Raw genomic sequence first — 25,302 nt, 5'->3', positions numbered from 1 at the left:
GATGTGGGGGGCCGTGGGTTGGATGGTACGGCAGAGGGGGGCGAGCCAGGTCGAATACCCGGTAATAGGTCGGGATTGCGCCCATGGCTCCCCCGGAGGGAGGAGGATACCGTCGTCACCCCGGCAAGGGCTGCGCGCAACCCGCGTCCACCGGCCCGGTCGTGCTCCCCGCGACCCGTGAGCGCACCACCCCCGGAGCCGACGAATACGGAAGCAGGTCGCGAGGGTTGCCGGGGAGGAGCACCTGCACCTCGGCCGTCTCGCGGAAACGGTACGGCCGGTGTTCCAGGACGGCCCCCAAGTAGCGGCGTACACGCGACATCTCGGCCCGTACGGTCACCGTGCGGCCCGGGTCGCCGAACATGTCGTCGGCCAAGCCCGCGGCGCTGCGCCCGGTGCGGTGCAGCGCCAGCAGGTACAGCAACTCGGTGTGGCGCGGACTCAGCTCATGGGTCCAGGTGCCCGTACCGTCCGCCACGGTCACCGACCAGTGGCGCGGCTGCGAGACGTCCAGCTCGATCCGGGTGGCGCCGCCCGGTGCGCGGAGTCCGTCCGAGGCGCGGATCAGCCAGCCGTCGGTCAGCGGCTCCACCGAGCACGGGCCGAGCGACGGCAGCAGGATCCGGTCGGCGCCGGGCGCGGCGGGCAGCGCGACCCGGTCCAGATGCGGCATGCCCGTGACCGCGGCGGTCCAGCCGTCCCGGTCGACCACGAGGGCGCGGCCGGTGATCCGGGCGAGGACCGGCGCGGCCACCGAGCGCAGCCGGTCCAGCGCGGCCAGATGCCGCTCCCGCAGCCGCGCCTCGGCGAGCTTGGCCACCGAGTCGACCCACGCGAGGGTCGACGGATGCATCGTCTCCCAGGGCCCGCTGACGTCCACGACACCGATCAGCCGGCCGTCGCGCGGGTCGGTGATCGGTGCTCCCGTGCAGGTCCAGGTGGCGTGGGTGCGTACGAAGTGCTCGGCGGCGAAGACCTGGACGGGGCGGCGGACGACCGCGGGGGTGCCGATGCCGTTCGTGCCGACGACGTTCTCGCCCCAGTCCGCGCCGAGTTCGAACCCGAAACCGTCCGCCCTGTGCAGCACGGGCCTGCTGCCCTCGCGCCACAGCACCCGGCCCTCGCCGTCGGCCACGACCATGATGTGGCGGGTGATGTCCGCGACCGACAACAGCCCCTCGCGCAGCACCGGCAGGACGTGCCGCAGCGGGGACTCCCGGCGCCGGCGCTCGATCTCGTCGCGGTCGAGCAGTCCGGCGCGGAAGTCGTGGTCGGGGTCGACGCCGCTGCGCAGCATGCGCCCCCAGGACTCCCCGATGACCGGCCGCGGATCGAGCGGCCCCCGCTGGCCGGACAGTGCGGCGTCGCGCACCTCGTCGAGCACGCGGGCCGCCCGCACCGCGTTCCCCGCGGCCAGCCCTGCCACGTCCATGGGCGAGTGCGCCATCGCGTCCTCCCGAAATGCCTGAGCGGACAGCCGGCGGCTGTCGGACCGTCCCGGCGACGGGTGTCCGTCACCGAGCGCGACAATCCGAACACGCAGCGGAGATTCCATGCAGGGTTTGCAAGGTAAGAGCAGGGTGCGGAGACGTTGCAACCCTCTGCAACTCTGGTGCGACGCCCGGTGCCCGGCCGAAACTCTACGACGCACGGGGGTGGTGCCGTGTCGGCGCAGTACCACCCCCGTGGCGAAGCCGACCGGAAGACTGCCGGAGGCCGGTGCCGGGTCAGGAGACGGGGCGTGCCCGCTCCACCACCGACGCCAGGTCGAGGGTGTGCGGGAGCGTGCCCAGCGACGAGCCCCAGTCCCCGCCGAGCCGTGACGCGCAGAACGCGTCGGCGACCTCCGGCGGCGCGAAGCGCACCAGCAGCGAACCCTGCAGCACCACGGCGATCCGCTCGACGAGCCGCCGGGCACGCCCCTCGACGCCGCCCAGATCGGCGAGTTCGGTCAGCAGGTTCTTGATCGCGCCGTCCAGCCGGTGATCGGCGCCGCGCGCCAGACCGACCTCCCGGAGGTACGCGTTCAGGGCGGCCGGTTCCCGCTGCAGGGCCCGCACCACGTCGAGCGCCTGCACGTTCCCCGCGCCCTCCCAGATGGAGTTGAGCGGCGACTCGCGCAGCAGCCGCGGCATGCCGGACTCCTCCACGTACCCGTTGCCGCCCAGGCACTCCAGGGCCTCCACCACGACCGGCGTGCACCGCTTGGTCACCCAGTACTTGGCCGCCGGCACCGCGAGCCGCAGGAAGGCCCGCTCCTGCTCGCCGCCGTCGTCGTACGCGGCGGCGAGCCGCAGCGCGAGGGTCGTCGCCGCCTCCGACTCCAGGGCCAGGTCCGCCAGGACGTTCCTCATCAGCGGCTTGTCGACCAGCCTGCCGCCGAACGCCTCGCGGTGCTCGCAGTGGTGTACGGCCTGCGCGACGGCCTGCCGCATCAGCCCCGCCGAACCGAGCACGCAGTCGAGGCGGGTCGCGGCGACCATCCCCATGATGGAGCGCACCCCGCGCCCCTCCTCGCCGACCCGGCGCGCCCAGGTCCCGTCGAACTCGACCTCGGCGGAGGCGTTCGACCGGTTGCCCAGCTTGTCCTTGAGGCGCTGGATCCGGAAGACGTTGCGGGTGCCGTCCGCCAGCACGCGCGGCACCAGGAAACAGGTGAGCGCGTCCCGGCCGCCCTGCTCGCCCTGTTCGCCGGCGGGGCCCGCCTGCGCCAGGACCAGGAAGCCGTCCGACATGGGCGCCGAGCAGAACCACTTGTGGCCCGTCAGCTCGTACGTCCCGTCCTCGGCGAGCGGCCGCGCGGCCGTCGTGTTCGCGCGGACGTCGCTGCCGCCCTGCTTCTCCGTCATACCCATCCCGAACAGGGCGCCGGCCTTCTTGGCGGCCGGACGCAGGTCCTGGTCGTAGACGGTGGACGTGAGGCGTGGTTCCCACTCGGCGGCCAGCGCCGGGTCGGTGCGCAGCGCGGGCACCGCCGCGTGGGTCATCGACAGCGGGCAGCCGTTGCCCGCCTCGACCTGGCTCCAGACCAGGAACCCGGCCGCGCGCCGCACATGCCCGCCCGGCCGCGACCAGGCCGCCGTCAGCCCCGCCGAGACGCCCTTGCTGAGCAGCCGGTGCCAGGACGGATGGAACTCGACCTCGTCCAGGCGCTCGCCGTAGCGGTCGTGGGTGAGCAGCTTCGGCGGGTTCTCGTTGGCCAGCGCCCCCCACTTCTGGACCTGCGCGGATCCGGAGGTGCGCCCGAGGGCCGACAGCTCGCTGTGCGCCTCGTCGAGGAGCGCGGGATCGAGATGCCGCCCGACCGCCTCCACGAGGGCCCGGTCGGCGGTGAAGAGGTCGTACGCGACCAGCGGCGGAACCTGGTTGGTCACGGTGTGGGTGCGGGCTGCCATGTCTGCGAATTTACCCGCGGTGCGGCGATCGTCACCAAACTCCCGCCGCACCCCCCGTACGCCGGAGCGCCGCCGTCCGGTCAGGCCGGACGCGACAGCGCGGCCAGGTCGCCTGAGCCGAGGGTGTCCTCGCCGCGCTGGCTCACCGACCAGCTCGGGCTGTGGACGGTGTCGAGGTAGCGCTCACCGAGGTCGGGGGCTATCGCCACCGACGTGAGGTCCCGCGCCCCGTGCAGATCCATCCACGTGGACGCCCCGCTGACGACCGTGCCGGTGGAGCCGCCGAACAGGAACCCCCGTGCGGCCAGCCGGCGGCAGACACGGACGGTGTCCGTCTCCTCCACGTGCACCACGTCGTCGACATACGACTCGTCGAGCATCGGCGGACGTACGCCCATGCCGAGCCCCGGGATCAGCCGCGGACGCGCGGGCCCGCCGAAGGTCACCGAGCCGACGCTGTCCACCGCGACGATCCGCACCCGGCGCCGCCACTGCCAGAACCAGCGCGCGCAGCCCATCAGGGTGCCGGTGGTGCCGGCCCCGACGAACAGCACGTCCAGATCCGGGAAGCGGCGCGCGATGGCCGGCGCCGTGGTGCGGTAGTGCGCCCGCCAGTTGCTGTCGTTGGCGTACTGGTTGAGCCAGACGTACCGGTCGTCCGAGGCACACAGCGCCCGTACGTACGCGATCCGGGCGCCCAGGAAGCCGCCGTGCAGCGCGGGCTCCTCGATGACGTGGACCACGCTGCCCAGAGCTTCCATCATCCGCCGGGTCGCCGGGTTGCAGCGTGCGTCGGTCACGCACCGGAACCCGTAGCCACGGCTCGCGGCGATCACGCTCAGTGCCACGCCCAGGTTCCCGGACGACGACTCGACCAGGACGGATCCCGGTCGCAGGGCGCCGCTGCGTTCGGCGGCGTCCACCATCTCGGTGGCCGCCTTCATCTTGATCGACCCCGCGAAATTGAACCCCTCGCACTTCAGGAAGAGCGGCAGCCCCATCGTCGCCCGCAGGTCGACGTAGAGCTCGTTCTCGTTGAATTCCGAAGGATCGGAAATGACAGGCATGAGTCCCCCTCATTCATGCGGCCTTAGTGCGGCGCCGTGCCCACGTCCCGTGCGGCACGGCGCCCGCCGGTCAGCCGTGCCGGCGCAGCTCGTGGAAGAAGCCGTCCACGACGTGCGGCTCGCCCCGCCGGGCCACCTCGTCGTGGACGAACTTGCCGACCGCGAGGTCGAGGACCCCGAGGCCGAAGGGCGAGAAAATGACCGTCCGGTCGGCCGGCACGGTCACCCGCCCGGACAGCACGTCGTCCAACGTGCCGTCGATGAAGTCCCGGCCGCCGCTGAGGCGTTCGGCCAGATGCGGAGAGGTCTCCGCCTTCAGGCAGTGCTCGATGTCGTCCACGAAGTTGGCCGAGGCGAGCAGGATCTCGGGTGCCAGGTCGCGCAGCGACACATGCAGCACCAGCGGGGCGTGGTCGAACCACGCGAGGTCGTGGATGTGCGGTGCGCCCGCGACGGTGGCGAAGACCACCAGGTCGCTGGAGCGGATCAGCGACTCGGCGCTGTCGTGCACGGTGAGGCGGCCCTTGGCGCCCGACCGTTCCAGATAGCCGCGGAATCCGGCCGCGCTGTCCGCGGACAGGTCGTACACCCCGGTCTCCTCGAACGACCAGCCGGTGGCGGTGAGATGGGTGTGGATGTGGCGGGCGATCAGTCCGGTGCCGATGAACCCGACCCGGACCGGCCGGGTGCGGCCCCGGCTGAGCCGGTCGGCCGCGAGCGCCGCGGAGGACGCCGTCCGGGCGGCGTTGATGATCGACGCCTCCAGGCACGCGAACGGATAGCCCGTCTCGTGGTCGTTGAGGATCAGCACGGCCGAGGCCCGGGGCAGTCCGGACGCGGTGTTCTCGGGGAAGCTGGAGACCCACTTGATGCCGTCCACCCCGATGTCTCCGCCGATCGACGCCGGCAGCGCGATGATCCGCGACGACGGGCGGTCGGGGAAGCGCAGGAAGTACGACGGCGGGTTCACCGAGTCGCCGCCGCCGTGCAGCCGGTACACCCGCTCGACGAGGTCCGCGATCTCGGACTCCCGCCCCTCCAGCGCCTGCTGGACCTGCGAACCGGAGACGACGGAGAACGGGGGAGCGGTGAGCGTCCGCCCGGATGCCTCGGGTGCCCCGGACGCCCCGGGTGTCTGGGGCGCCCCGGCGGCCTGCGCCGCGTGTTCCGTGCCGGTCATGCGGTCCTCACTTCGGTCGTGGGGGTGGAGTCGGTCAGCCGGACCGGGTCGGCCAGTGCGGCGAGCACCTCGCGCGGGCCCTCGAAGGGCTCCCTGCTGTGCGCGGTGCGGATGTTGTCGACGATCATCAGGTCGCCGGAGCGCCACGGCTCGCGCACGGTGTGGGCCTCGTACACCGCGTTGATCTCCCGGACGACGTCCTCGCCGATCGGATCGCCGTTGCCGTGGCGGGTGTTGAAGGGCAGCCCGTCGGGGCCGTAGACGTCCACCAGGTACTCCCGCACCTCGGGGTCCATCGTCCACTCGTTGAGGAAGGCGATCTGGTTGAACCAGCAGAGCCGTCCCGTGACGGGGTGGCGGATCACCGCGGCGCGGCGCTGGCGGGTGTGCAGGGAGCCGTCGCTCTGCCAGGCGAACTCGATCGCGTGGCCCCGGCAGTAGCGTTCGACGGCGGCGCGGTCCTCGGTGCCGAAGGCCTCGCCGACCGACGCCCCGATCTCGTCGTTGTACGTCCGGGTGAGCAGCCAGCCCTCCCGGGCGAACCGCTCGGTGAGGCCGGCCGGCAGTGCGTCGAGCACGGTGGGCGCGTCGGCGACGGCGGTGGCACCGCCCCCGGCCGGCGCGTCGAGGCACGCGAACAGCATCAGCGCGGGGAACTCGACCGCGTAACTCAGCTCGTGGTGCATGCACATCTGCTGGTTGGGCGGCCACTTGGTGGAGGAGTACACGCCGTCCGCGTACGTCCGCCGCGGTGCGAAGGACTCCCGGTCGGGCATCAGCGCGGTGGCCAGCCGCCGGAACACCTCACCGGTCGTGTCCGGGTCGCTCAGCCCCAGTCCGCGGACCAGGACGCTGCCGTGCTCGGCGACCACGGCGCGCAGCGCGTCGCGGTGGACGGCCGCCCAGCCCGCCGTGTCCCCGGCCACGTCGGCGCGCAGGATCGGGGGGCTGCCGGGACTCAGGACGACGTCGGGCAGGAGCGTCGGAGTCGTGGACATCGTGTGGTTCCTTCCGGTCTCGCGCGGTACGGACCGCGCGCGGGTGTGCGTGGGGTCGTGGGCCGGCTCCTGCGCCGGTTTCCGGGCCCGTTTCCCGGCGTGGTTCACGACGCCTCCCTGGCCGGGGCGTCGAGCAGGCCCGCGAGGTCGGCGAGGACGGGGTGGCGGGCGACGTCCTTGAGGGTGATCGCCCGGTCCAGGGCGACCGCCAGCTTCACCGCCGCGAGGGAGGTGCCGCCGCGGTCGAAGAAGTGGTCCAGGCGGCCGATCCGGTCCTGCGGGACGCCCAGCACCTGCGCCCAGGCCGCCGCCAGCCGCAGCTCGCCCGGGGTGCCCGGCGCGTGCTCGCCGTCCCGACCGGCCGCACCGCTCCCGGCGGAGTCGAGATCCCCGGCGAGCGCGGTCAGCGTCTTGCGGTCGATCTTGCCGTTGGCGGTCAGCGGCAGGCTCTCCCGCCGGTGGACGGCCGACGGCACCATGTACGCCGGGAGCGACACGGCCAGCCGCTCAAGGACCGTCTCCGGGTCGAGCGGCCCGGACCCGGCGCAGAACGCCACCAGCCGGGTGCCGCCCGCGACCACCACGGCGCCGTCGCGGACGCCGTCCACCCGCAGCAGCGCGTTCTCGATCTCACCGATCTCGATGCGGAAGCCGCGGATCTTCACCTGGCTGTCCCGGCGGCCCAGGAACTCCAGTTTCCCGTCGGGCAGCCACCGGCCGTGGTCCCCGCTGCGGTACAGCCGCTCGCCCGGCCGGTACGGGTCGTCCCCGAAAGCGGCCTTCGTGCGCTCCGGGTCGTTGACGTACCCGCGGCCGACGCACACCCCGGAGAAGACGATCTCGCCGGGCGCGCCGAGCGGTACGGGGACCAGGTGCTCGTCGACCACGTACACGCGCACGTTGGCGACCGGCCGGCCGAGCGGGACCCGGTCCTCGTCCGGCACCCGGTCCATGACCTCGTGGTTGGTGTCGTCGGAGGTCTCGGTCAGCCCGTACGCGTTGGCCAGCCGGATGCCCGGCTCGGCCGCGAACCAGCGCTGGACGAGTTCCTTCTTGACGGCCTCCCCGGTGACCGACACGCAGTGCAGAGCGGGCAGTTCGCGCGGGCGCTGCTCCAGTTCGGCGAGGACGGCTTCGAGGTACGACGGGACGACCTGGAGCACATTGACCCCGCCGTCCGTGATCGTGTCCACGAACCGGGGGACGTCCAGGATCACCTCCTGGGCGACCAGCAGGGTCCGCCCGCCGACCAGCAGCGCGGAGACCAGCTGCCACAGCGAGATGTCGAAGCACTGGGGTGCCGTCTGCGCGACGACCTGCCCCTCGCCGACCCCCAGGTCGTCGATCTTGGCGAGGACGTGGTTGACGAAGCCCGCGTGCTCGCACATCGCGCCCTTGGGCTCGCCGGTGGAGCCGGAGGTGAAGTAGATGTAGGCGAGCTGGTCCGCGGCGACCGGGACACCGAGGTCGCCGTCGGCGTGGTCCTCCGCGTAGGCCGCCCCGACGTGCAGGACGTGGGCGCCGGTGTCGGCCGCGTCCAGCGTGGAGGTGCTGCCTTCCTCGGTCAGGACGAGTGCGCAGCCGGCGCGCCTGAGCGTCTTCTCGATGCGCCCGGCGGGGAAGTGCGGCTCGACGGGCAGATAGACACCGCCCGCCTTGAGGACCGCGAGGACGGCGGCCGTCCAGTCCAGATCGCGTTCCATGACGACCGCGACGACGCCCTCGGGGCGCAGCCCGCGGGCGAGCAGCGCCCGCCCGATGCGGTTGGCCCGCGCGTTCAGTTCGCGGTACGTCCACTCCTCGTCCCCCTGGACGGCGGCGACGGCGTCCGGATGGGCGGCCACCCGCTCCTCGAAGAGCTCGTGGACGCGGCGGTCCGGCAGTTCGCGGTGCGGCCCGGCCAGTGCGTCGAGCTGGAACCGGAGTTCGTCCTCGCCCAGCAGGCTGTGCCGGTCGTGCGCGGCGTCCGGTTCGGCGGCCAGCAGGCGGAGCGCGGTCAGGTGGTAGCCGGCGATGCGCGCGGCGGCTGCGGCGTCCAGGACGTCGGTGCGGTACCGCAGCCGCAGGGCGTGGCCCGCCACGCTGACGTGCAGCACGGCGTTCGCGGTGGCGTCGGTGGCGTCGGTGGCGTCGGTGGCGTCGGTGTCCGCGGTCCGTCCGGTGCCGTCGTCGTGGCCGTGCGGGTCGAGCACGGCCGCGAAGGGGACCGGGGCGCCGCCCGACTCCCGCGCGGGCGGCTCCCCGGCCGGTCCGTGGGCGGCCTCGCGGACCGCCAGGTCCGCCTGTGCCAGCAGGTCCCGCCAGGTGCCGGGGCCGACGGCCAGCCGGCGGAGCACCGGCGCCGCGCCCTTCGCGGTGACGTGGCCGGTGACGGCCTCACGCTCACCGGACAGGGCCGCGAGGACCTTGGCGTGTGCGGCCAGGAGCGCGGACGGCTCCGGCACCGGTCCCGCGGGCAGCGGAACCTCGTACTCCGCCGTGCCCGGGCCCGGGTCGAGCGTCCACCTCGGGATCGTGTCCATTCTGTGTTCCCCCCTGTGTTCCCGTATGTGCTGTGGTGCCTGTCGTGCGGTCAGGCGCGTCGTTGTTCGGCCGCCGGGTTCCCGCCCCAGTGCGCCCCCGGCGGTACCTCCTCGCCCTTCATCAGGAAGGAGTCGGCGGCCAGTACGGCGGCGTCCCCCACAGACGCGCCGTAGTGGACGAGCGCGCCGACGCCGAGCGTGACGCCGTCGCCGATCTCGATGTGGTCGGACTTGAAGGTGCCGTCCTCCTGCGAGTGCGACTGGATCTTGCTGTGTGCGCCGAGGGTGCAGTCGTCGCCGATGGCGGTGAGCGTGCGCTCGGTGATGTAGGCCCCGTCGTCGAAGACCCGGCGGCCGATGCGGACTCCGAGGAGCCGCCAGAGCAGGCTCTTGAACGGGGTGCCGTTGTAGAGGGCGAAGTGCGTGTCCGGGACCTTCCACAGCCGCTCGTGCTGCCAGAAGAGCGGGTCGTAGATGGAGTGCAGGCGCGGTTCCAGCGGCCGGAACCGCAGGATGATCCGCTCCACCAGCGCGTAGTAGACGGTGGTGAACGCGACCCCGGCGAGCAGGGACGCCCCGATCAGCAGACCGCCGACGGTGCCGTACTCCCCGTACAGGTCGAAGGCGGCGAAGCCGAGGACCATGAGGACGAACCAGTCGAACCACCGCAGGAGCAGGAACAGGCCCATGGTGTGCAGGTTGTGGCGGTTCTTCGCGGTGAGGCGGCGGTGCAGCTCGTCGCCCTCGCGGAGGTGGTCGAAGCGGGTGTCGCGCTCCACGGTCCGCGGGATCTCGAAGGGCGGCGAGCCCAGCAGGCCGACCCCTTCGCGGACCTCCCCGTCCAGCGGGACCATGACCTTCGTCGCGAGCAGGACGTTCTCGCCCGTGCGCCCGCCGACCGGGTAGGCGATGTGGTTGCCCAGGAAGCTGTTCGCTCCGATCGTCGCGCGCGAGACCCGGAACGACGTGCCCGAGAACTCGGCGTTCATGATCGAAAGTCCGTCGGCGACCATCGTGCCGCGCCCGACGGTGGCCAGGAACGGCGTCTCGTGCGCCACCCCGGTACCGAAGTTGGAGCCGGTCTGCTCGACGTGCGAGAGGTCGTACCCGATGGCCCGCAGGTAGTGGACGATGTACGAGCTGTCCCCGCACAGCCACTTGAAGAACTTGACGTTGGTCAGCCGCGCGACGGTCCGCTGCACCGAGTAGTGGAAGCCGTAGAGCGGGTAGACCCGGTCCGGCTCCAGGAACCGGTTCAGCAGCCGCGGGACCACGGTCACGACGGCGAGGCCGACCACGATGAAGCCCACGAAGAGCGCGACCGACAGGGCGAACGCCTCGGCGTAGAACCGCCCCGACGTGATGTTCTGCGTCTCCGGGTTCAGCAGCATGTCCAGCGAGGGCGCCACCGTCAGCAGCATGTACGTGCCCCCGACGAGGAGCGGCATGGTGACCAGGAGCGTCTGGAGGACGGTGGCCAGGCCGTAGCCCACCCGGCGCGCGGTGCCGCACTCCGCGGGGGCGACCCGTACGTAGTCCACGTCCGTGCGCTGCGCCGGCGAGCCGTGCCAGTGCTGGCCGGCCGGTACCGCGGCGCCGCCGTACAGCGCCGACGCGTGGCCGAGCTGGGAGCCGTCGCCCATGGAGGTGCCGATGTCGAGGACCGTGTTCTCGCCGACGAACACGTCCTGGCCCAGCGTGACCCGGCCGGTGCGGATGCGCCCGGCGTGCGCCTGGTAGCAGAGGAAGTGCGAGTCCTTGCGGATCACGGTGTTCGCGCCGACCGTGAACAGGTCGGTGCAGACCGGGAGCGCGTGGGAGAGGATCGTGACGTTCCTGCCGATCCGCGCGCCGAGGGCCCGCAGATACAGGACGTAGAGCGGGTTGCCGGCGAACAGGACCATCGGGTTCGCGTGCAGCAGCACCTTGACGGTCCAGAAGCGCAGATAGGCCAGGCTCCAGACCGGGAACTCGGTCTCCTTCCAGCGGCCGACCAGCACCCACTTGGCCACCACCGGCAGCGTGCACAGGCCGACGAAGACACCGCCTCCGAAGAGGGCCGAGCGCAGGTAGACGTCCACGACGCCGTCCCCGGCCGACACCCAGTCGTACCCCTGGGCGGTGACGAGCCCGGAGAGCAGGCAGTACAGCGCGAAGACCAGGAACTGCAGTGCCCCGCACAGGGCGTACCGGGCGCTGCTGCCCGCGGCGGGCGGCGCGGCCGGTTCCTGCGGTGGCGCGGGCTCCTCGGCCGGGACCTCGGAGAGCGCCGCCGCCAGGCCCCGGATCGTCGGGTGGCCGTACACGTCACGCATCGACACGGCCGGCAGGCCGGGGTGCTTCCTGACCCGGGCGCAGAAGTGTGCCATCACCAGGGAGTTGGCACCGAGGTCGTCGAAGAAGTGACTGTCGACGGGGACCTGCTCGGCGCGTACGACACCGGCGAGCACCTCCGCGAGGACAGGTTCGATCCCGTTCACCGGGTCGCGGGTGGTCACGGACCGCGCCGGAGCGGCGGTCGCGACCTCAGTGGGATTTCCCACCACTTGATCTCCTTGCTGGTGATTGCTCGTACTTGTGGACCGTTCGGAGTGTTTGGCACCTCCGGATGGGAATACGAAGGATTCACGCCCGCAGTTTCATCACGCACCCGAATTGGTGACGAAAGATGTTCTGGTGAACCACGGTGATTCCTGTGTGACTCCGGTGTGCCGGAAGATAGACTTGTTTCTCGCGCACGCTGTGTTGTGTCAGGGCAGGCGAGAAGAGGATGTTCGGGAAGTGTGTGAAGTGGCCGCGTGGAAAGGCGCAATGCAGCACGGCATGATCCGCGTGGTTCCCACGCGGATCACGGGTAACGCGGCTGTGTAGGACCCTCCTCCGGGCCCTTCTGAGTCCCCCCGTGTCGTGGTGCCACCGAGCCGTCCCCACGTGCCCAGCGCAATGCAATCCGAATTGTTTCGGCGTGCTCATGAACGGGTCAAGGGCGTTTCGGCCTATGGCGCTTTCTCGCTGTCCGATGCTTCAACGCCGGTCACCCTGAATGATCTCGTCCGACCGCGTCACCGGGGAACTCACCGGTGCACAGTGCATGCGTTGTTGCGTATTCCACTTCCGCAGGGCGGGTATTTCGGCCACGCGGTCATGACAGAAAAAGGGTTCGATTTCTGTTTACGATTACCGCGGAATTGCCGCCGCTTTTCCGCCGTATGACGGAACCGGACCGGTACCGTCCCGCCACCGGGTCGCGCGCGCCGCTCCCGCCACACCCGCTCCAGGTCGCGGTACCGGGGGATGAGTGCGACCCCGCGCGGCGGATACCTTTAGGGCGTGCAGCCAGCAAGTGAACCCCCTCAGAGGACGTCCGGTCGTCTCCACCGGGCGCGTGCCCTCTATCGGAACGTCTCGAAGCGCAGGACCGCCTGGCTGCTGCTCAAGGACACCGTGAACTCGTGCATCGAGTACCGGATCCTCGGACTCGCGGCGGAGGCGGCGTTCTTCACGCTGCTGTCCGTGCCGCCGCTGCTGCTCAGCATGATCGGCCTGCTCGGCTACGTCGACGACTGGACCGGCGCCGACACCATCGCCAGCGTGGAGACCAGCCTCCTGGAGGCCTCCCGCACGGTCCTCACCGACAAGGGCGTCACACAGATCGCCGAACCGCTCCTGCACGACGTGATGGAGGGCGGCCGCCCCGACGTCATCTCCCTGGGCTTCCTGTTCGCCCTGTGGTCCGGCTCCCGCGCGGTGAACGTCTTCATCGACACCATCACCGTCATGTACGGCCTCGACGGGGTGCGCGGGATCGTCAGGACCCGCCTGATGGCCTTCCTGCTCTTCCTCGTGGCCCTGCTGATCGGCTCGATCGCCCTGCCGCTGATGGTCGCGGGCCCCGACGCCGTGGTGAACGTCGTGCCCTGGTCGACGACCGTCGTACAGGTGCTCTACTGGCCCGTCGTCATCGTCCTGTCCGTCGTCTTCCTGACGACGCTCTACCACGTGTCGGTCCCGGTGCGCTCACCGTGGATCGAGGACGTCCCCGGCGCGCTCGTGGCGCTCACCATGTGGGTGCTGGGCAGCCTCCTGCTGCGCATCTACCTCACGAACACCGTCGAGGGCCCCACGATCTACGGCTCCCTGGCCGCGCCCGTCGCCGTCCTCCTGTGGATCGGTGTCGCCGCCTTCGCGGTGCTCGTGGGCGCCGCCGTCAACGCGGCCATCGACCGCGTCTGGCCCGCCGCGGCCACCGCCGCCGCCCGCGCCGTCAACGAACGGCTGCGCGCCGAGCAGGCCGCCGACCTCGTGGCCCGCGCGGCGGCGGCCCGCGCCGCGCAGGCCGAGGACGGCTACGACGACCCCGACGACCCGGACATGCCCTCCGAGTTCCCGGAGCGCTGGTCCCGCTTCCTGCCCCCGGAGGACGTCACCTCCCGGCTGCGCACGCACGTCAAGTCCACCCCCAAGAACAGCGGCGAGACACCTCCGCAGCAGTGACGGGAGCGGTGACGGCAGCAGTGACGGTCCGTCCCCGCCGCGAGGGCAGCGGGGACGGACCGGGGTAGCGGCCGGAGTGCCCGGGGCGCGTCAGACCTTCCACACGCCGTCCGCCGCGTGCTCCCGCGCGAAGTCCGCGAAGTCGCGCGGCGCACGTCCAAGGACCTGCCGTACGCCGTCCGTGGTCCGCGCGTTGTGCCCGTCGAGCAGCCCGTCGAAGACCTCCTCCATGAACGCGACCTCCTCGGCCGGCAGCCCGAACCCGGCCAGGATCTCCCCGTACTCCTTTGTCGGCACCGGCACGTAACGGATCTCCCGGCCCGCCGCGGCGGAGATCTCCGCCATGGCCTCCCGGAAGGACAGCAGCCGCGCCCCCGTGATCTCCAGCGTCCGCCCCGCGTACGAGGAGTCGGACAGGGCCTTCACCACGACCTCCGCGAGATCGCGCGCGTCGATGAACGGCACCGGCACCTCGCCCGCCGGGAACACGAACTCGCCGCCGCGCACCCCTTCCACCAGCAGGCCCTCGCTGAAGTTCTGGAAGAACCAGTCGGCCTGCACCACGGTCCAGGCGGCCCCCGACTCGCGCAGCGCCCGCTCGGTCGGCTCCGCCTGACGCTCCCCGCGCGCCGACAGCAGCACCAGCCGGCGCACACCGAGATCCTGGGCCCGCCGGGCGAACGCGGCGACGTTCCCGGCCGCGCCCGGCGCACCGACGTCCGGCGCGTACGCCAGATACGCCGCGTCGGCCCCGCGCAGCGCCTCGTCCCATGTCGAGGGGTCGTACCAGTCGAAGCGCACGTCACCACCGCGCGAAGCGGCCCGTACCCGGAACCCCGCGGCCCTCGCCGCCTCCGCCACCCGACGCCCGGTCTTCCCGGAGGCGCCCGTCACCAACACCGTCCCGTTGCGCGTGTTTTCCGTCATGCGCCCAGTCAACGACCGCACGCGGAAAGGGAACATCGCTGAACCTCTCGTTCCCATAAGAGCGCGTCTACTCTGATTCCCATGGACGCACTCGCAGGGCTTCTGGAGGGTCCACGCGCACGTGGCGCCTTCATGATCCGGGCGTGCTTCGAACCACCCTGGTCCCTTCGGATCGAGGACCGCGCCCCGCTCACCGTCATGCTGATGATCCGCGGCGAGTCCTGGATCACGCCCGACGGGGGCGAGCCCGTGCTGCTGCGGGCCGGCGACCTCGCCATCGCGCGCGGCCCCGACCCGTACACCTGCGCCGACGACCCCGCGACCCCGCCGATCGCGGTGATCCTGCCGGGCCAGGAGTGCACCTACCCCGACGGGCGCTCGATGCGCGGCCACATGGACCTCGGCGTCCGCACCTGGGGGCAGCGCCTCGACGGTTCCATGGTGATGCTGATCGGTACGTATCCGGTGCAGGGCGAGGTCAGCGGGCGGCTCCTCGACGCGCTGCCACCGGTCCTCACCCTGACCTCCGACGTGTGGGAGTGCCCGCTGACCCCGCTGCTCACCGAGGAGATCGTGCGCGACGAGCCCGGCCAGGAGGTCGTCCTCGACCGGCTCCTCGACCTGCTGGTCATCGCCGCGCTGCGGGCCTGGTTCTCCCGCCCGGAGGCCGAGGCGCCCGCCTGGTACCGGGCTCTCGCCGACCCGGTCGTCGGCCGGGTGCTGCGGCTCGTCCAGGACGACCCCGCGCACCCCTGGACGGTCGGCTCCCTCGCCACGAAGGCCGGTGTCTCGCGGGCCGCCCTCGCCCGCCGCTTCAGCGAACTCGTCGGCGAGCCCCCGATGACGTACCTCACCGGCTGGCGCCTCGCCCTCGCCGCCGACCGGCTGCGCGACACCGACGACACCCTGGAGGCGATCGCCCGCCAGGTCGGCTACGGCAGCGCGTTCGCCCTGTCCAGCGCCTTCAAACGGGTGTACGGGGTCAGCCCGCAGGAACACCGGACGCGGGCGGCCCGGCAACCGATCGGCGTAGCCTTCTGACTGTGGCCGAGCCGTACGCCGAGCAGCACTCCGAGCCGTCGCCGGCGCCGTACCGGGAGCGGGCGTCGCGGCTCACCGGCGCGGTCGTGTGGACCCGTACCGCCGTGCCGGGCGACGCGGCGCCGGTCCTGCCCGACGGCTGCATGGACCTGCTGTGGACCGAGGGCCGGCTGTTCGTAGCGGGCCCCGACACACGGGCGTACGCGAGCGGGACCGACGGCCCCGGAGGCGCGAGGCGGTACGCGGGGGTCCGGTTCTTCCCCGGAACCGCGCCCTCCTATCTCGGCGTGCCCGCCCACGAACTACGCGACCGGCGGGTCGACCTCGCGGATCTGTGGGACGGGGGAGAGGTGCGGCGGCTGACCGAGCGGGTCGACGCGGCGGCCGATCCCGCCGTCGCGCTGGAAGCGGTGGCCATGGGGCGGGCGGCCGACGCCGGTCCGCCCGATCCGCGGCTCCGGGCCGTCGTGGCGGCGCTGTCCTCGGGGGCCGCTGTCGCCCCGACCGCTGAGGAGGTGGGCTGGAGCGAGCGGCAGTTGCATCGGCGGGCGTTGGTCGCGTTCGGGTACGGGCCGAAGATGCTCGCCCGTGTTCTTCGCCTGCAGCGGGCGTTGGCGCTGGTGCGGGGTGGGGCCGCCGCGGCGGAGGTGGCGGTGGTCGCGGGGTTCGCGGACCAGGCTCATCTGGCGCGGGAGGTGAAGGAGTTGGCGGGGGCGCCGTTGGGGGTACTGCTGCGCCGTTGAAGGGGCGCGGGGACCTGCGCGATCTTTTGTCTTCAGGGGGCGCAGCCCCTGAAGGGGCGCGGGGAACTGCGCGACGAGCCCCCACCGGACCCGCACGTACCCCCCCGCAAGCTCCGGGGGCTGCGCCCTCGGAAGAGGGGCCGCTACCGGGCGAGGTGGGCGAAGAGGTCCACTCCGTTCTCGTCCGGGTCCTGGACGGTCGCGTAGCGCATGCCCCAGGGGGCGTCGAACGGCTTCAGTTCCGCCTTGTGGCCTGCGGCCAGCAGTGCCTCGTACGTGGCGTCGACGTCCGCGGGGCTGTCGCACAGGAAGGCCAGTGCCACCCGGCCCCCGCCCGTCGGCGGTCGCCAGTCGGGGTGGAACGAGCGGATCGTGTCCTCCGTGTCGAGCGCGAAGCGCAGACCGCCCGGCAGCTCCGCCTCGACGTGCGGCAAGCTCTCGGCACCCTCGGGGAACGTGAGACCGAGACGGCGGTAGAAGGCGAGCGACGCGGCCATGTCGGAGACGACGAGGCCGATGAGATCGAATCGTGGAGTCATGGGACCACCGTAGGGACCGTGATGGCGCGGGTCTTGAAGGAATCGGACGTACGGACAGGGCGGCGCACTCCGACGCCTTGTCGGGGTACGCCGCCCTGGGGCGGGACGAGGTGCGGGGGCCGGCCCGCGGTGCCATGCCGCCTACTTCGCGTCGCGGTTGAACTGCGAGGCCGACCACCAGTAACCGAGCGCCGCCAGACCCAGGCACCAGGCCACGGCCAGCCAGCCGTTGTACCCGATCTCGGTGCCGAGCAGCAGCCCGCGCAGGGTCTCGATCGCCGGGGTGAAGGGCTGGTACTCGGCGATCGGCCGGAACCAGCCCGGCATGGTGTCGGCCGGGATGAACGCGCTGGAGACGAGCGGCAGCAGGATCAGCGGCATGGCCATGTTGCCGGCCGCCTCGGCGTTCGGGCTGGCCATGCCCATCCCGACCGCGATCCAGGTCAGCGCCAAGGCGAACAGGGTCAGCAGCCCGAACGCCGCCAGCCACTCGACGACCGTCGCGTCGGTGGACCGGAAACCGATGGCCACACCGACGGCCCCGACGAGGACCAGGCTGGCGAGCACCTGCAGGACGCTGCCGACGACATGCCCGATGAACACCGATCCGCGGTGGATCGCCATGGTGCGGAAGCGGGCGATGATGCCCTCGTTCATGTCGGTGGCGACGGACACCGCGGCCCCGATCACGGTGCTGCCGATGGTCATCATCAGGATGCCCGGGACGATGTAGGCGATGTACTCGGAGCGGTCGGCGCCGCCGTCCCCGATCCCGGCGCTCATCACGTCGCCGAAGATGTAGACGAAGAGCAGGAGCAGCATGACCGGGGTGAGCAGCAGGTTCAGGGTGAGCGACGGATAGCGCCGGGCGTGCAGGAGGTTGCGGCGCAGCATGGTGGACGAGTCGCGTACGGCGAGGGAGAGGGTGCTCATCGGACGTTCTCCTTGATCTGGTCGGCGGTCTGGTCGGCCTGTTCGGCGGCCTGGTCGGGGACGGTGGTGTCGCCGGTGAGGGCGAAGAAGACGTCGTCGAGGTCGGGGGTGTGCACGGTGAGTTCGTCGGCTTCGATGCCGGCGGTGTCGAGCCGGTCGAGGACGGCGCGCAGTGCGCGCTGGCTGCCGTCGCTGGGGATCTGCAGGGCCAGGGCTTCGTCGTCGCGGGCGACGTCGTCCAGGGTGGAGGCGGCGGACCGGTAGGCGTCGGGGTCGGTGAAACGGAGCCGTACGTGCCCGCCGGGGATGAGCCGTTTCAGTTCCTCGGCGCTTCCCTCGGCGGCGATGCGGCCGTTGTTGAGGACGGCGATGCGGTCGGCGAGCTGGTCGGCCTCTTCCAGGTACTGGGTGGTGAGGAAGACGGTGACGCCGGTGGTGACGAGTTCGCGGATGATTCCCCACATGGTGTGGCGGCTGCGAGGGTCGAGGCCGGTGGTGGGTTCGTCGAGGAAGATGATGCGCGGGCTGCCGACGAGGGTCATCGCGATGTCGAGGCGGCGTTTCATGCCGCCGGAGTAGGTGGAGGCGGGCTTCTTTGCGGCCTCGGTGAGGTCGAAACGTTCGAGGAGTTCGGTGGCGATGCGCCGCCCCTCCTTCTTCGGCAGGTGGTGCAGGTCCGCCATGAGCAGCATGTTCTCCTCGCCGGTGATCAGCCCGTCGACGGCGGAGAACTGCCCGGTGACACCGATTCCGGCCCGCACGGCCTGCGGGTCGGCGCCGAGGTCGTGGCCGCCGACGCGGATCGCACCGGAGGCGGGGTCGGGGGAGACGAGGGTGGAGAGGATGTTGACGACGGTGGTCTTGCCGGCCCCGTTCGGGCCGAGCAGGGAGAAGACCGTTCCTTCGGGGACGACCAGGTCGATGCCGTCGAGCACGACCTTGTCGCCGTAGGACTTGCGCAGCCGGTGCGCCGCGATGGCCGGGTCGGTCATGAGGAATGCTCCTTCGGGAACTGCGGATCGGGGACTGGGGATCGGGGACCGCGGGACGCGAACTGTGAGGTGCGGCCTGTGAGTTGTGCGGGCTGTAAGGGCTGTGCGCGGGCTGGGGGTCAGAGGCTGCGGGCGGTGATGTCGCCGTACGACGTGGTCGCGCGGATGTTCAGAGCGGCGGCGGCGCCGTCGGAGTTCTTGAGCGCGTTGTCGATCCGGCCGAAGCCGGTACCGGCGTCCAGGGAGGCGGAGACCCCGCGGGCGGCGCCGACCGACACCTCGCCGGCCTCGGTGCGCAGCACGACCGTGCCGCGCACGGCCTCGGTGATACGGATGTCGCCCTTCTGGACGCTGATCTCCGCCGGACCGCCGAGACGGCCGACCGAGATGTCGCCGGAGAACAGGGTGAGGTGGGCCTCCGCGGTCTCGTCGAGCTTGACCGAGCCCTGCGCCCCCTCGAAGGCGACGTCACCCAGCCGTCCGACGCCGCGGAACTCGCCGGCGGCCGTCTTCGCCTCGACGTGGGAGCCGGCGGGGAGCTGGACGGTCACCTCGACGGACCCGGAGTTGCCGAGGATCCGGTTCTTCGCCGGTGCGGCCTCGATCCGCAGGACGCCGTCGGCGTAGGCGACCTCGATCTGCTCGGCCGCCTTCACGTCGCGGCTGTTCGAGGTGTTCGCGGGGAGGACCTCGACCGTGGTGTCGGCCCGGTCGGCGGCGATGAACCGGATGCGTCCCGCGGGGATGTCGAGGACGGCGGAGACGTGGCCGGTGGTGTCGAACTTCTGCATGGTGCTCTCCTCGGTGTGGTTGTCCGGTCGCCCGTTCGGCGTTTCCGACATTGGAAAAGCTACGTTGCGTTTACAGATGCGGCAACAGCCTTGTTGCATGTGAAGGCAGTAATGGCAGGCCATCAGTCATATTTCGTTGCGCTGACCGAGGATCTAACGCAACGGTACTCGCTGCCATCGTTGCAATGTGCTTGGAGTGAACGCTATGCTCGACGCGCCGGGCACGACCAGGAACGACGACCGAGGACCATGAAGGAGACCGCGATGCCGGGAGGCAGGCTCACTCAGCAGGAGCGCCAGCAGATCGCGCTGGGGCTGGCCGACGACCTCGCGTACGCGGAGATCGCCCGACGCCTCGACCGCCCGACCTCGACGATCACCCGCGAGGTCATGCGCAACGGCGGCCCCCTCGCCTACCGCGCGGACCTGGCCCACCGCGCCACCGAACACCGCGCCCACCGGCGCAGGGAGACCGCGCCCAAAGGCCAGGAAGCGCCCCCGCAGGCCCACGGCCGTGACGCCGAGGCCGTACGCGCGTACGTGGAGGTCTTCACCACCCTCCTCATGCAGTCGGGCCTGCCCAGGATGACGTCCCGGGTGCTCGCGCACCTCTACACCACCGACGCGGGCAGCCTCACCGCGTCCGAACTCGTCCAGCACCTCCAGGTCAGCCCCGCGTCCATCTCCAAGGCGGTCACCCTCCTGGAGAGCCAGGGCCTCATCCGGCGGGAGCGGGACGAACGCCGCCGCGAGCGGTATGTCGTCGACAACGACGTCTGGTACGACGGGATGATCGCCGCCGCCAAGTCCCACGCCCAGCTCGCCGAGACCGCACGGCAGGGTGTCGGCGTCCTCGGCCCCGACACCCCGGCCGCCGCCCGCCTCGAAGGCATCGCGCGCTTCGTCGACTTCGTGGGCGAGGGCATGACCCGTGCGGCGGAACAGGCACGCGAGGTCCTCTACACAAAGCCCGAACCGCCGACCCCGGCCGAACCGACGCGCTAGAGATCTGGAGCCCGTCATGGCAGCGCAGCACCGCTCGCCCTCGCCCCGCCCGAGGGTCCTCGTCTACACCCGCACCACGGACTACCGCCACGACTCGATACCCGACGGCACGGCCGCCGTCCGGTCGTTGGGGGCGGCGCACGGCTTCGACGTCCACGCGACGGAGGACCCCGACTTCTTCGACGCCCCCGTGGGCCCGTACGCGGCCGTCGTCTTCCTCTCCACCAGCGGTGACGTCCTGACGCCCGCGGGCCGGGAGCACCTGGCGGCGTACGTCGAGGCGGGCGGCGGGTTCGTGGGGGTGCACGCGGCGGCCTGCACGGAGTACGACTGGCCGTATTACGGCGAGCTGCTCGGGGCGCGTTTCGCCCGGCATCCCGAGTATCAGCCGGGCCGGGCGGTCGTGGAGGACCACGACCATCCGGCGACGCGGCATCTGCCGGCCGTCTGGGACTTCACGGACGAGTGGTACGACTTCCGGACGAGTCCCCGGGGTTCGGTACGGGTACTCCTCTCCGCCGACGAGACCTCGTACGCCGGAGGCAGCATGGGTACCGACCACCCCTTGTCCTGGTGCCACTCCCAAGGCAAAGGAAGATCCTTCTACACAGCCCTGGGCCACGCCCAGGAGTCCTACCAGGACCCCCACTTCCGTACCCACCTACTGGGCGGCATCACGTGGGCGGCAGCGCGCTAGAAAACACGGCGAACCACGGGGGCGCCTGACAGGCCCGGCCACGCTGCGGCCGGCCGCGCAGTTCCCCGCGCCCCTAAAGGCCCCGGGACTGCGGGGGCCGGTGCACCCGCCTGCTGGGCGGCAGCGCCCCAGAGGGCGCGGCGAAACCGCTGGGGTCGTTCGAGAAGTGCGGGCGCGTCGTGGCTGGCCGCGCAGTTCCCCGCGCCCCTAAAAGCCCCAGGACCGCGGGGCTTGGTGCACCCGCATCCTGGGCGGCAGTGTTCCAGGGGGCGCGGCGAAACTACTGGGGTCGTTCGACAGGTGCGGCCACGCTGTGGCTGGCCGCGCAGTTCCCCGCGCCCCTGAAAGTGCCACGGCCGCCGACCCGCCCTTAAGGGGCGCGGGGAACTGCGCGCTCAGCCACAACGCACCCGCACGATCCACACGACGCCCGCCGGCCTTGAAGCAGCTGTTGCTGATCCCGGGTTCTGCGTAGCCAGCCTTCGCGGGGCGGGGCGTGGTGCGACGGCAGAAAATCAGGCAGTCAGTGCCAGCTGGGTCCGCCTGACAGGCCCCGCGCTTGGTGCGTGCGTTTCGCGATCCAGCCCGCCATCGCCCGCACGCCGACGCCGATGGCCCGCTCGTCCGGAGAGAAGTCGGGGTAATGCGGATAGCTCGTGGTGATGGGCGTGCCAGGTGTACGGACACCGAGGAAGGTGTACGTGCCGGGGATCCGATTCAGGAAGAGGGCGAAGTCCTCGCCGCTGAAGGGCGGAAAGGCGGCACGGAGTTCGGTGACCATGTCCAGACCGACGGTGCCGCGCAGGTGGCGGGCGAGCAGGCGGGCGTCGTGTTCTGGACACACCATGGCGGGGAAAGGCTCGGCGGGAAAGCTCACCCCGGCCCCCGTATAGGGCATGGCCACTCGACGAATGCTGTCGCGCACCTCCACGTACCGTTCCTCCGGCCAGCAGCGGTAGGACACGCTCACCTTGGCTTCCTGCGCTGTTGCCCGGACGGCCACGAACCGGGCCAGCGGTCCGTCGGGGGTCCGGGCGTCGGCGACGATCCGCTCCAGGTCGGCCGGTGTCTGTGGCAGATCCACGGTTGCGAGCGCGCCCAGGTCGACGGCCAGGCGCCGCGCGGCATCGGGTGCGTCCGGGCCGGAGAGGGTGATCTCCGCCTTGTCCTGGCCCGGCATCCCGTAGCCCGGGGTCACAGCGAACTGGCCGACGGGGAACGGCCCGCAGTGCAGCGCATGGACCTCCTCGACGTGCTCGCGCTCCAGCACACCTGAGTCGATCAGCGTGCGGGCGCCGGACAGCGTCTCCTCCGCAGGCTGGAAAAGGAAGACCACCGTTCCGCTCAACTGCTGCCTCAGCCGCGCCAGGACCCGCGCGACGCCGATGCCCACCGTGGTGTGGACGTCGTGTCCGCACAGATGGGCCGGCGCGGAACCCCCTCCGACGATGTCCTTGGGCGGAACCGCGTCCATGTCCGCCCGGTAGGCAACGGTCCGGCCCGGACGCGAGCCCTGGAGGACCCCGACGACCCCGTGACCACCACCCACTCCGGTGGTGACGGCCAGCCCCGCCGCCCGCAGCTCCCGAGCCACCACAGCGGCCGTGCGCTGTTCCTGTCCCGGGGCCTCAGGGTGCCGATGGACATCCCGCCGCAGCTTGATCAGCACGCGGTCCAGACGTGCCGCCTCCGCGTCCACCGCCGCCTGCGTCACCGGTCCTCTCCACCCACCCGCGACGGCCTTCCCCATGCCTGCCCACACCATTCCCGCACCGGCCGCCGCTGTGCCGGCCAGTAACGTGCGGCGCGCGAGCGCGTGCTCCGTCGGACGATTCACTGTCACCCCTTCGACTCACGTCGTCTTGTGGGACACACGATCGCCGCGCACCGGTGTCATTGCCCATCCGGTGAGCCACCCTTCGGCGGAGGGGACAGCCACATCATGGGAAACCGCCGCGTCGAGGTCGACGCTCCTCCGGTCCCGGCCCCTCACCGTCGTTAATGGGGTGATCACGGCGAGCTGGTCGGACACACTGGTTCGATGCAGCGCGATGATGAACAGCCGTTGCCCGGCGGCAACGTGAGTGATGGTGTCGTTCGCGTCGGAGACACCGTTCGCCGTCCGGCCGGACCGTGGACTCCCTCCGTGCATGCCCTGCTCGCCCACCTGAACGAGGTGGGATTCAGCGCGGCGCCTCGCCCGCTCGGCATTGACGATCAAGGGCGTGAGGTCCTGACCTTCATGCCGGGACATGTGGTCTGGCCCGACCGGTTCTCGCTGATGGAACCCGCTCGACAACTGGCTCGCGTCGCACGCCTCGTCCGCGAATTCCACGATGCCGTACAGGACTTCACGCCCGCGCCCGGCGCGCACTGGCAGACCCTGATCCCTCCCGAGGGCGGCGACATCATCGCCCACAACGACCTGGCCCCCTGGAACCTCGTGGTCGCAGACGAGACGCGGTGGGCTTTCATCGACTGGGACGCGGCAGGTCCCGGGTCCCGTCTGGGGGATGTCGCCTACGCCCTTCACGGGTTCGTCCCGCTGTCCGCACATCCGGACTGGCAGCGCCCGGACGCGGTGCAACGACTGCGAGTATTCGCCGACGCGTACGGTCTCGATGAGTCCGAACGTCGGCGCTTGGTAGCTCTGTTGGGCCGCCGTACGCGTTCCATGCACGACTTCCTGCGAACTCAGGCAGCCCAAGGCGTCCAGCCCTGGACAAGGCTGTGGGCGGAAGGCCACGGTGACGCCTGGCGAAACGACGCCGAATACATCGAGCAACGCGAAGCCCAGTGGATGCACGCCCTGCTCGCCGACTGAGCTCGTCCTCCATGGCCCGATTCGGTCACGTGCGGCGATGATGCCGAGGCGCCCGGCCGTCTGGTCGTCCTGCCCACGCCGTAGCGGCTGGCAGGGCGCTGCTTCTCCGTGCCGAGCCGAGCGGGCTCCTGGGCCGGGCGGACGAGATGGGGGCGGACGTTTGTAAGCACTCCCTTGGGCTCCACTGCACGGACGGAAAGTGGCTCCACGGCGTAAGAAGTCGATCTGGCTCCACCCGGTGTACAGAGCTGCCCGCCATGCCCTCCTCGGAGTGAATGCACTGCGCCGTCCGCCGTGCGGCGGCGGCAGGGTCTGTGAGTCGATCACGGTCTTGTCGGGAGGCCGGGATGGGTTTGTCGCGGGCGGGACGGTATGCCGCGATCCGGAGAGACAAGCGTCTTGATCCGGATGTGTCGCAGCGGACGTCGGGCGAGAAGTACGGAGTTCACCGCAGGACGGTCCGTCAGGCGTTGAACTCGGCGGTTCCGCCGCCGAGGAAGAATCCGGCGCCGCGGGCGCCAGTGCTGGACCCGTTGCGTGACCACTTCAGCCTGCGCAAGATCGCACTCGGCACCTGCGACCGGCCTTACGGGACCGCTTGCCAGCATGAAAACGTCTGCGAGCCCAGGTCGGCCGAGGTGAGGACGGGGTCACTGCCCTTGGTCAGGTCCTCACGCCTCAGCGATGATCTGGGCCTTGAGCCGGTCATATTCGGCGACCGCGTCCGGCAGGTCATCGAAGAAGTCATCCCAGAAACCGGGTCGCTGCCACTCCTGGGGCGCCAGGGTCAGCCTGCCGTCGTCCAGTGCAGTGACCCAACAGGTCGGCATCCGATCGGACACGATCTCGAACATGGCTGCGTCCCACAGTCCAGGAACGTCGATCTCGTCTCGCCTCACACTGCGGTCAGGAAGGCGGAACAGGACGTGGGGCCGGGTGGCGGACACTTCGAGGACCGGGTACTCCTCGCCGATCCGCACGCCTGGATGCTCGCTCACTACTGTCGAGGTCCCGGGCTGGATGTTTTTGATGCATCGGACGATCACCGCTGCAGCCTATGCAGTTCCCGGCTCCGTCGGCTCCCGGCCTTCGGACGACGCCGGGTTCAGCGCAACGTGTCGGCGTACACCCGTAACTAGCCAGAGCCCCGTAGC

At 71.2% G+C, this 25,302-nt stretch carries 20 protein-coding genes; 6 read left to right on the top strand and 14 right to left on the bottom strand.

Going from position 1 to position 25,302, the window contains the following annotated elements; genetic code table 11:
- Nucleotides 1-115: 115 nt before the first annotated feature.
- The 7 genes from ACZ60E_RS15425 to ACZ60E_RS15395 form a co-directional block, all read right to left on the bottom strand.
- A complete protein-coding gene (locus ACZ60E_RS15425) occupies nt 116-1,447 on the bottom strand; it encodes a GAF domain-containing protein (protein ID WP_469440800.1) in 1,332 nt (443 codons plus the stop codon).
- A 280-nt stretch (nt 1,448-1,727) separates the two neighbouring features.
- On the bottom strand, nt 1,728-3,395 hold the full coding sequence (locus ACZ60E_RS15420; RefSeq protein ID WP_469440798.1) for an acyl-CoA dehydrogenase family protein: 1,668 nt from the start codon (nt 3,393-3,395) through the stop codon (nt 1,728-1,730).
- An 80-nt stretch (nt 3,396-3,475) separates the two neighbouring features.
- Nucleotides 3,476-4,462 (bottom strand): 2,3-diaminopropionate biosynthesis protein SbnA, encoded by a 987-nt coding sequence (gene sbnA / locus ACZ60E_RS15415; protein ID WP_469440796.1) that lies wholly within the window; start codon nt 4,460-4,462, stop codon nt 3,476-3,478.
- A 70-nt stretch (nt 4,463-4,532) separates the two neighbouring features.
- Nucleotides 4,533-5,642, bottom strand: a complete 1,110-nt coding sequence (gene sbnB, locus ACZ60E_RS15410) for a 2,3-diaminopropionate biosynthesis protein SbnB (RefSeq protein ID WP_469440793.1) — start codon at nt 5,640-5,642, stop codon at nt 4,533-4,535.
- A complete protein-coding gene (locus ACZ60E_RS15405; protein WP_384799839.1) occupies nt 5,639-6,640 on the bottom strand; it encodes a TauD/TfdA family dioxygenase in 1,002 nt (333 codons plus the stop codon). Before ACZ60E_RS15405 ends, sbnB begins: the two co-directional genes overlap by 4 nt.
- 104 nt (nt 6,641-6,744) lie before the next feature.
- Nucleotides 6,745-9,162: an amino acid adenylation domain-containing protein gene (locus ACZ60E_RS15400; RefSeq protein WP_469440791.1), complete on the bottom strand. Its 2,418-nt coding sequence runs from the start codon at nt 9,160-9,162 to the stop codon at nt 6,745-6,747.
- Nucleotides 9,163-9,212: 50 nt separating this feature from the next.
- On the bottom strand, nt 9,213-11,708 hold the full coding sequence (locus tag ACZ60E_RS15395) for a Pls/PosA family non-ribosomal peptide synthetase (RefSeq protein WP_469440788.1): 2,496 nt from the start codon (nt 11,706-11,708) through the stop codon (nt 9,213-9,215).
- A 784-nt stretch (nt 11,709-12,492) separates the two neighbouring features.
- Between ACZ60E_RS15395 and ACZ60E_RS15390 the strand changes: the two genes are divergently transcribed.
- Nucleotides 12,493-13,656, top strand: coding sequence for a YihY/virulence factor BrkB family protein (locus ACZ60E_RS15390; RefSeq protein WP_384799833.1), 1,164 nt, complete (start codon nt 12,493-12,495; stop codon nt 13,654-13,656).
- Nucleotides 13,657-13,746: 90 nt separating this feature from the next.
- Here ACZ60E_RS15390 and ACZ60E_RS15385 read toward each other — a convergent pair whose 3' ends face one another.
- Entirely contained in the window at nt 13,747-14,583 is an 837-nt protein-coding gene (locus ACZ60E_RS15385; protein ID WP_384799830.1) for an NmrA family NAD(P)-binding protein, read from the bottom strand.
- Nucleotides 14,584-14,664: 81 nt separating this feature from the next.
- Here ACZ60E_RS15385 and ACZ60E_RS15380 point away from each other — a divergent pair, with 81 nt between their 5' ends.
- Entirely contained in the window at nt 14,665-15,624 is a 960-nt protein-coding gene (locus tag ACZ60E_RS15380) for an AraC family transcriptional regulator (RefSeq protein ID WP_469440786.1), read from the top strand.
- A gap of 2 nt (nt 15,625-15,626) precedes the next feature.
- On the top strand, nt 15,627-16,367 hold the full coding sequence (locus tag ACZ60E_RS15375; protein WP_469440782.1) for a helix-turn-helix domain-containing protein: 741 nt from the start codon (nt 15,627-15,629) through the stop codon (nt 16,365-16,367).
- Nucleotides 16,368-16,510: 143 nt separating this feature from the next.
- On the opposite strand, the gene ACZ60E_RS15370 is transcribed toward ACZ60E_RS15375, so the two are convergent.
- From ACZ60E_RS15370 to ACZ60E_RS15355, 4 genes are all read right to left on the bottom strand, one after another.
- A complete protein-coding gene (locus tag ACZ60E_RS15370; RefSeq protein WP_453795516.1) occupies nt 16,511-16,906 on the bottom strand; it encodes a VOC family protein in 396 nt (131 codons plus the stop codon).
- Nucleotides 16,907-17,047: 141 nt separating this feature from the next.
- On the bottom strand, nt 17,048-17,839 hold the full coding sequence (locus tag ACZ60E_RS15365) for an ABC transporter permease (protein WP_469440778.1): 792 nt from the start codon (nt 17,837-17,839) through the stop codon (nt 17,048-17,050).
- Nucleotides 17,836-18,831: an ATP-binding cassette domain-containing protein gene (locus tag ACZ60E_RS15360; RefSeq protein WP_469440776.1), complete on the bottom strand. Its 996-nt coding sequence runs from the start codon at nt 18,829-18,831 to the stop codon at nt 17,836-17,838. Before ACZ60E_RS15360 ends, ACZ60E_RS15365 begins: the two co-directional genes overlap by 4 nt.
- A 119-nt stretch (nt 18,832-18,950) precedes the next feature.
- Nucleotides 18,951-19,622, bottom strand: coding sequence for a DUF4097 family beta strand repeat-containing protein (locus ACZ60E_RS15355; protein WP_469440774.1), 672 nt, complete (start codon nt 19,620-19,622; stop codon nt 18,951-18,953).
- 264 nt (nt 19,623-19,886) lie between these two features.
- On the opposite strand from ACZ60E_RS15355, the gene ACZ60E_RS15350 reads away from it, so the two are divergent.
- Together ACZ60E_RS15350 and ACZ60E_RS15345 are read left to right on the top strand one after the other, a co-directional pair.
- Complete coding sequence (locus ACZ60E_RS15350) at nt 19,887-20,627, top strand: GbsR/MarR family transcriptional regulator (protein ID WP_469440771.1); 741 nt, start codon at nt 19,887-19,889, stop codon at nt 20,625-20,627.
- A gap of 16 nt (nt 20,628-20,643) precedes the next feature.
- Nucleotides 20,644-21,324 (top strand): ThuA domain-containing protein, encoded by a 681-nt coding sequence (locus ACZ60E_RS15345; protein WP_469440769.1) that lies wholly within the window; start codon nt 20,644-20,646, stop codon nt 21,322-21,324.
- 523 nt (nt 21,325-21,847) lie between these two features.
- On the opposite strand, the gene ACZ60E_RS15340 is transcribed toward ACZ60E_RS15345, so the two are convergent.
- Nucleotides 21,848-23,089 carry a M20 metallopeptidase family protein gene (locus tag ACZ60E_RS15340; protein ID WP_469441197.1) on the bottom strand — a complete coding sequence of 414 codons (1,242 nt, stop codon included), beginning with the start codon at nt 23,087-23,089 and terminating at the stop codon, nt 21,848-21,850.
- Between the two features lie 276 nt (nt 23,090-23,365).
- On the opposite strand from ACZ60E_RS15340, the gene ACZ60E_RS15335 reads away from it, so the two are divergent.
- Entirely contained in the window at nt 23,366-24,148 is a 783-nt protein-coding gene (locus tag ACZ60E_RS15335) for a phosphotransferase enzyme family protein (protein ID WP_469440767.1), read from the top strand.
- A 671-nt stretch (nt 24,149-24,819) separates the two neighbouring features.
- Here the strand turns inward: ACZ60E_RS15335 and ACZ60E_RS15330 are convergent.
- Nucleotides 24,820-25,128, bottom strand: a complete 309-nt coding sequence (locus ACZ60E_RS15330) for a hypothetical protein (RefSeq protein ID WP_469440766.1) — start codon at nt 25,126-25,128, stop codon at nt 24,820-24,822.
- Between the last annotated feature and the right edge of the window lie 174 nt (nt 25,129-25,302).

This window comes from Streptomyces sp. NPDC102514, assembly GCF_055584525.1.
The sequence above is the reverse complement of the archived record's forward strand: the minus strand, read 5'-3'. Positions and strand labels throughout refer to the sequence as shown.

Bases quoted from the DNA above. Each gene is read 5' to 3' on its own strand.
- ACZ60E_RS15405 (WP_384799839.1), bottom strand. From the start codon at position 6,640: ATGTCCACGACTCCGACGCTCCTGCCCGACGTCGTCCTGAGTCCCGGC.
- sbnB (WP_469440793.1), bottom strand. From the start codon at position 5,642: ATGACCGGCACGGAACACGCGGCGCAGGCCGCCGGGGCGCCCCAGACA.
- ACZ60E_RS15355 (WP_469440774.1), bottom strand. From the start codon at position 19,622: ATGCAGAAGTTCGACACCACCGGCCACGTCTCCGCCGTCCTCGACATC.
- ACZ60E_RS15340 (WP_469441197.1), bottom strand. From the start codon at position 23,089: ATGGTGTGGGCAGGCATGGGGAAGGCCGTCGCGGGTGGGTGGAGAGGA.
- ACZ60E_RS15385 (WP_384799830.1), bottom strand. From the start codon at position 14,583: ATGACGGAAAACACGCGCAACGGGACGGTGTTGGTGACGGGCGCCTCC.
- ACZ60E_RS15335 (WP_469440767.1), top strand. From the start codon at position 23,366: ATGCAGCGCGATGATGAACAGCCGTTGCCCGGCGGCAACGTGAGTGAT.
- ACZ60E_RS15380 (WP_469440786.1), top strand. From the start codon at position 14,665: ATGGACGCACTCGCAGGGCTTCTGGAGGGTCCACGCGCACGTGGCGCC.
- ACZ60E_RS15425 (WP_469440800.1), bottom strand. From the start codon at position 1,447: ATGGCGCACTCGCCCATGGACGTGGCAGGGCTGGCCGCGGGGAACGCG.
- ACZ60E_RS15420 (WP_469440798.1), bottom strand. From the start codon at position 3,395: ATGGCAGCCCGCACCCACACCGTGACCAACCAGGTTCCGCCGCTGGTC.
- ACZ60E_RS15345 (WP_469440769.1), top strand. From the start codon at position 20,644: ATGGCAGCGCAGCACCGCTCGCCCTCGCCCCGCCCGAGGGTCCTCGTC.
- ACZ60E_RS15365 (WP_469440778.1), bottom strand. From the start codon at position 17,839: ATGAGCACCCTCTCCCTCGCCGTACGCGACTCGTCCACCATGCTGCGC.
- ACZ60E_RS15370 (WP_453795516.1), bottom strand. From the start codon at position 16,906: ATGACTCCACGATTCGATCTCATCGGCCTCGTCGTCTCCGACATGGCC.
- ACZ60E_RS15350 (WP_469440771.1), top strand. From the start codon at position 19,887: ATGCCGGGAGGCAGGCTCACTCAGCAGGAGCGCCAGCAGATCGCGCTG.
- sbnA (WP_469440796.1), bottom strand. From the start codon at position 4,462: ATGCCTGTCATTTCCGATCCTTCGGAATTCAACGAGAACGAGCTCTAC.
- ACZ60E_RS15360 (WP_469440776.1), bottom strand. From the start codon at position 18,831: ATGACCGACCCGGCCATCGCGGCGCACCGGCTGCGCAAGTCCTACGGC.
- ACZ60E_RS15400 (WP_469440791.1), bottom strand. From the start codon at position 9,162: ATGGACACGATCCCGAGGTGGACGCTCGACCCGGGCCCGGGCACGGCG.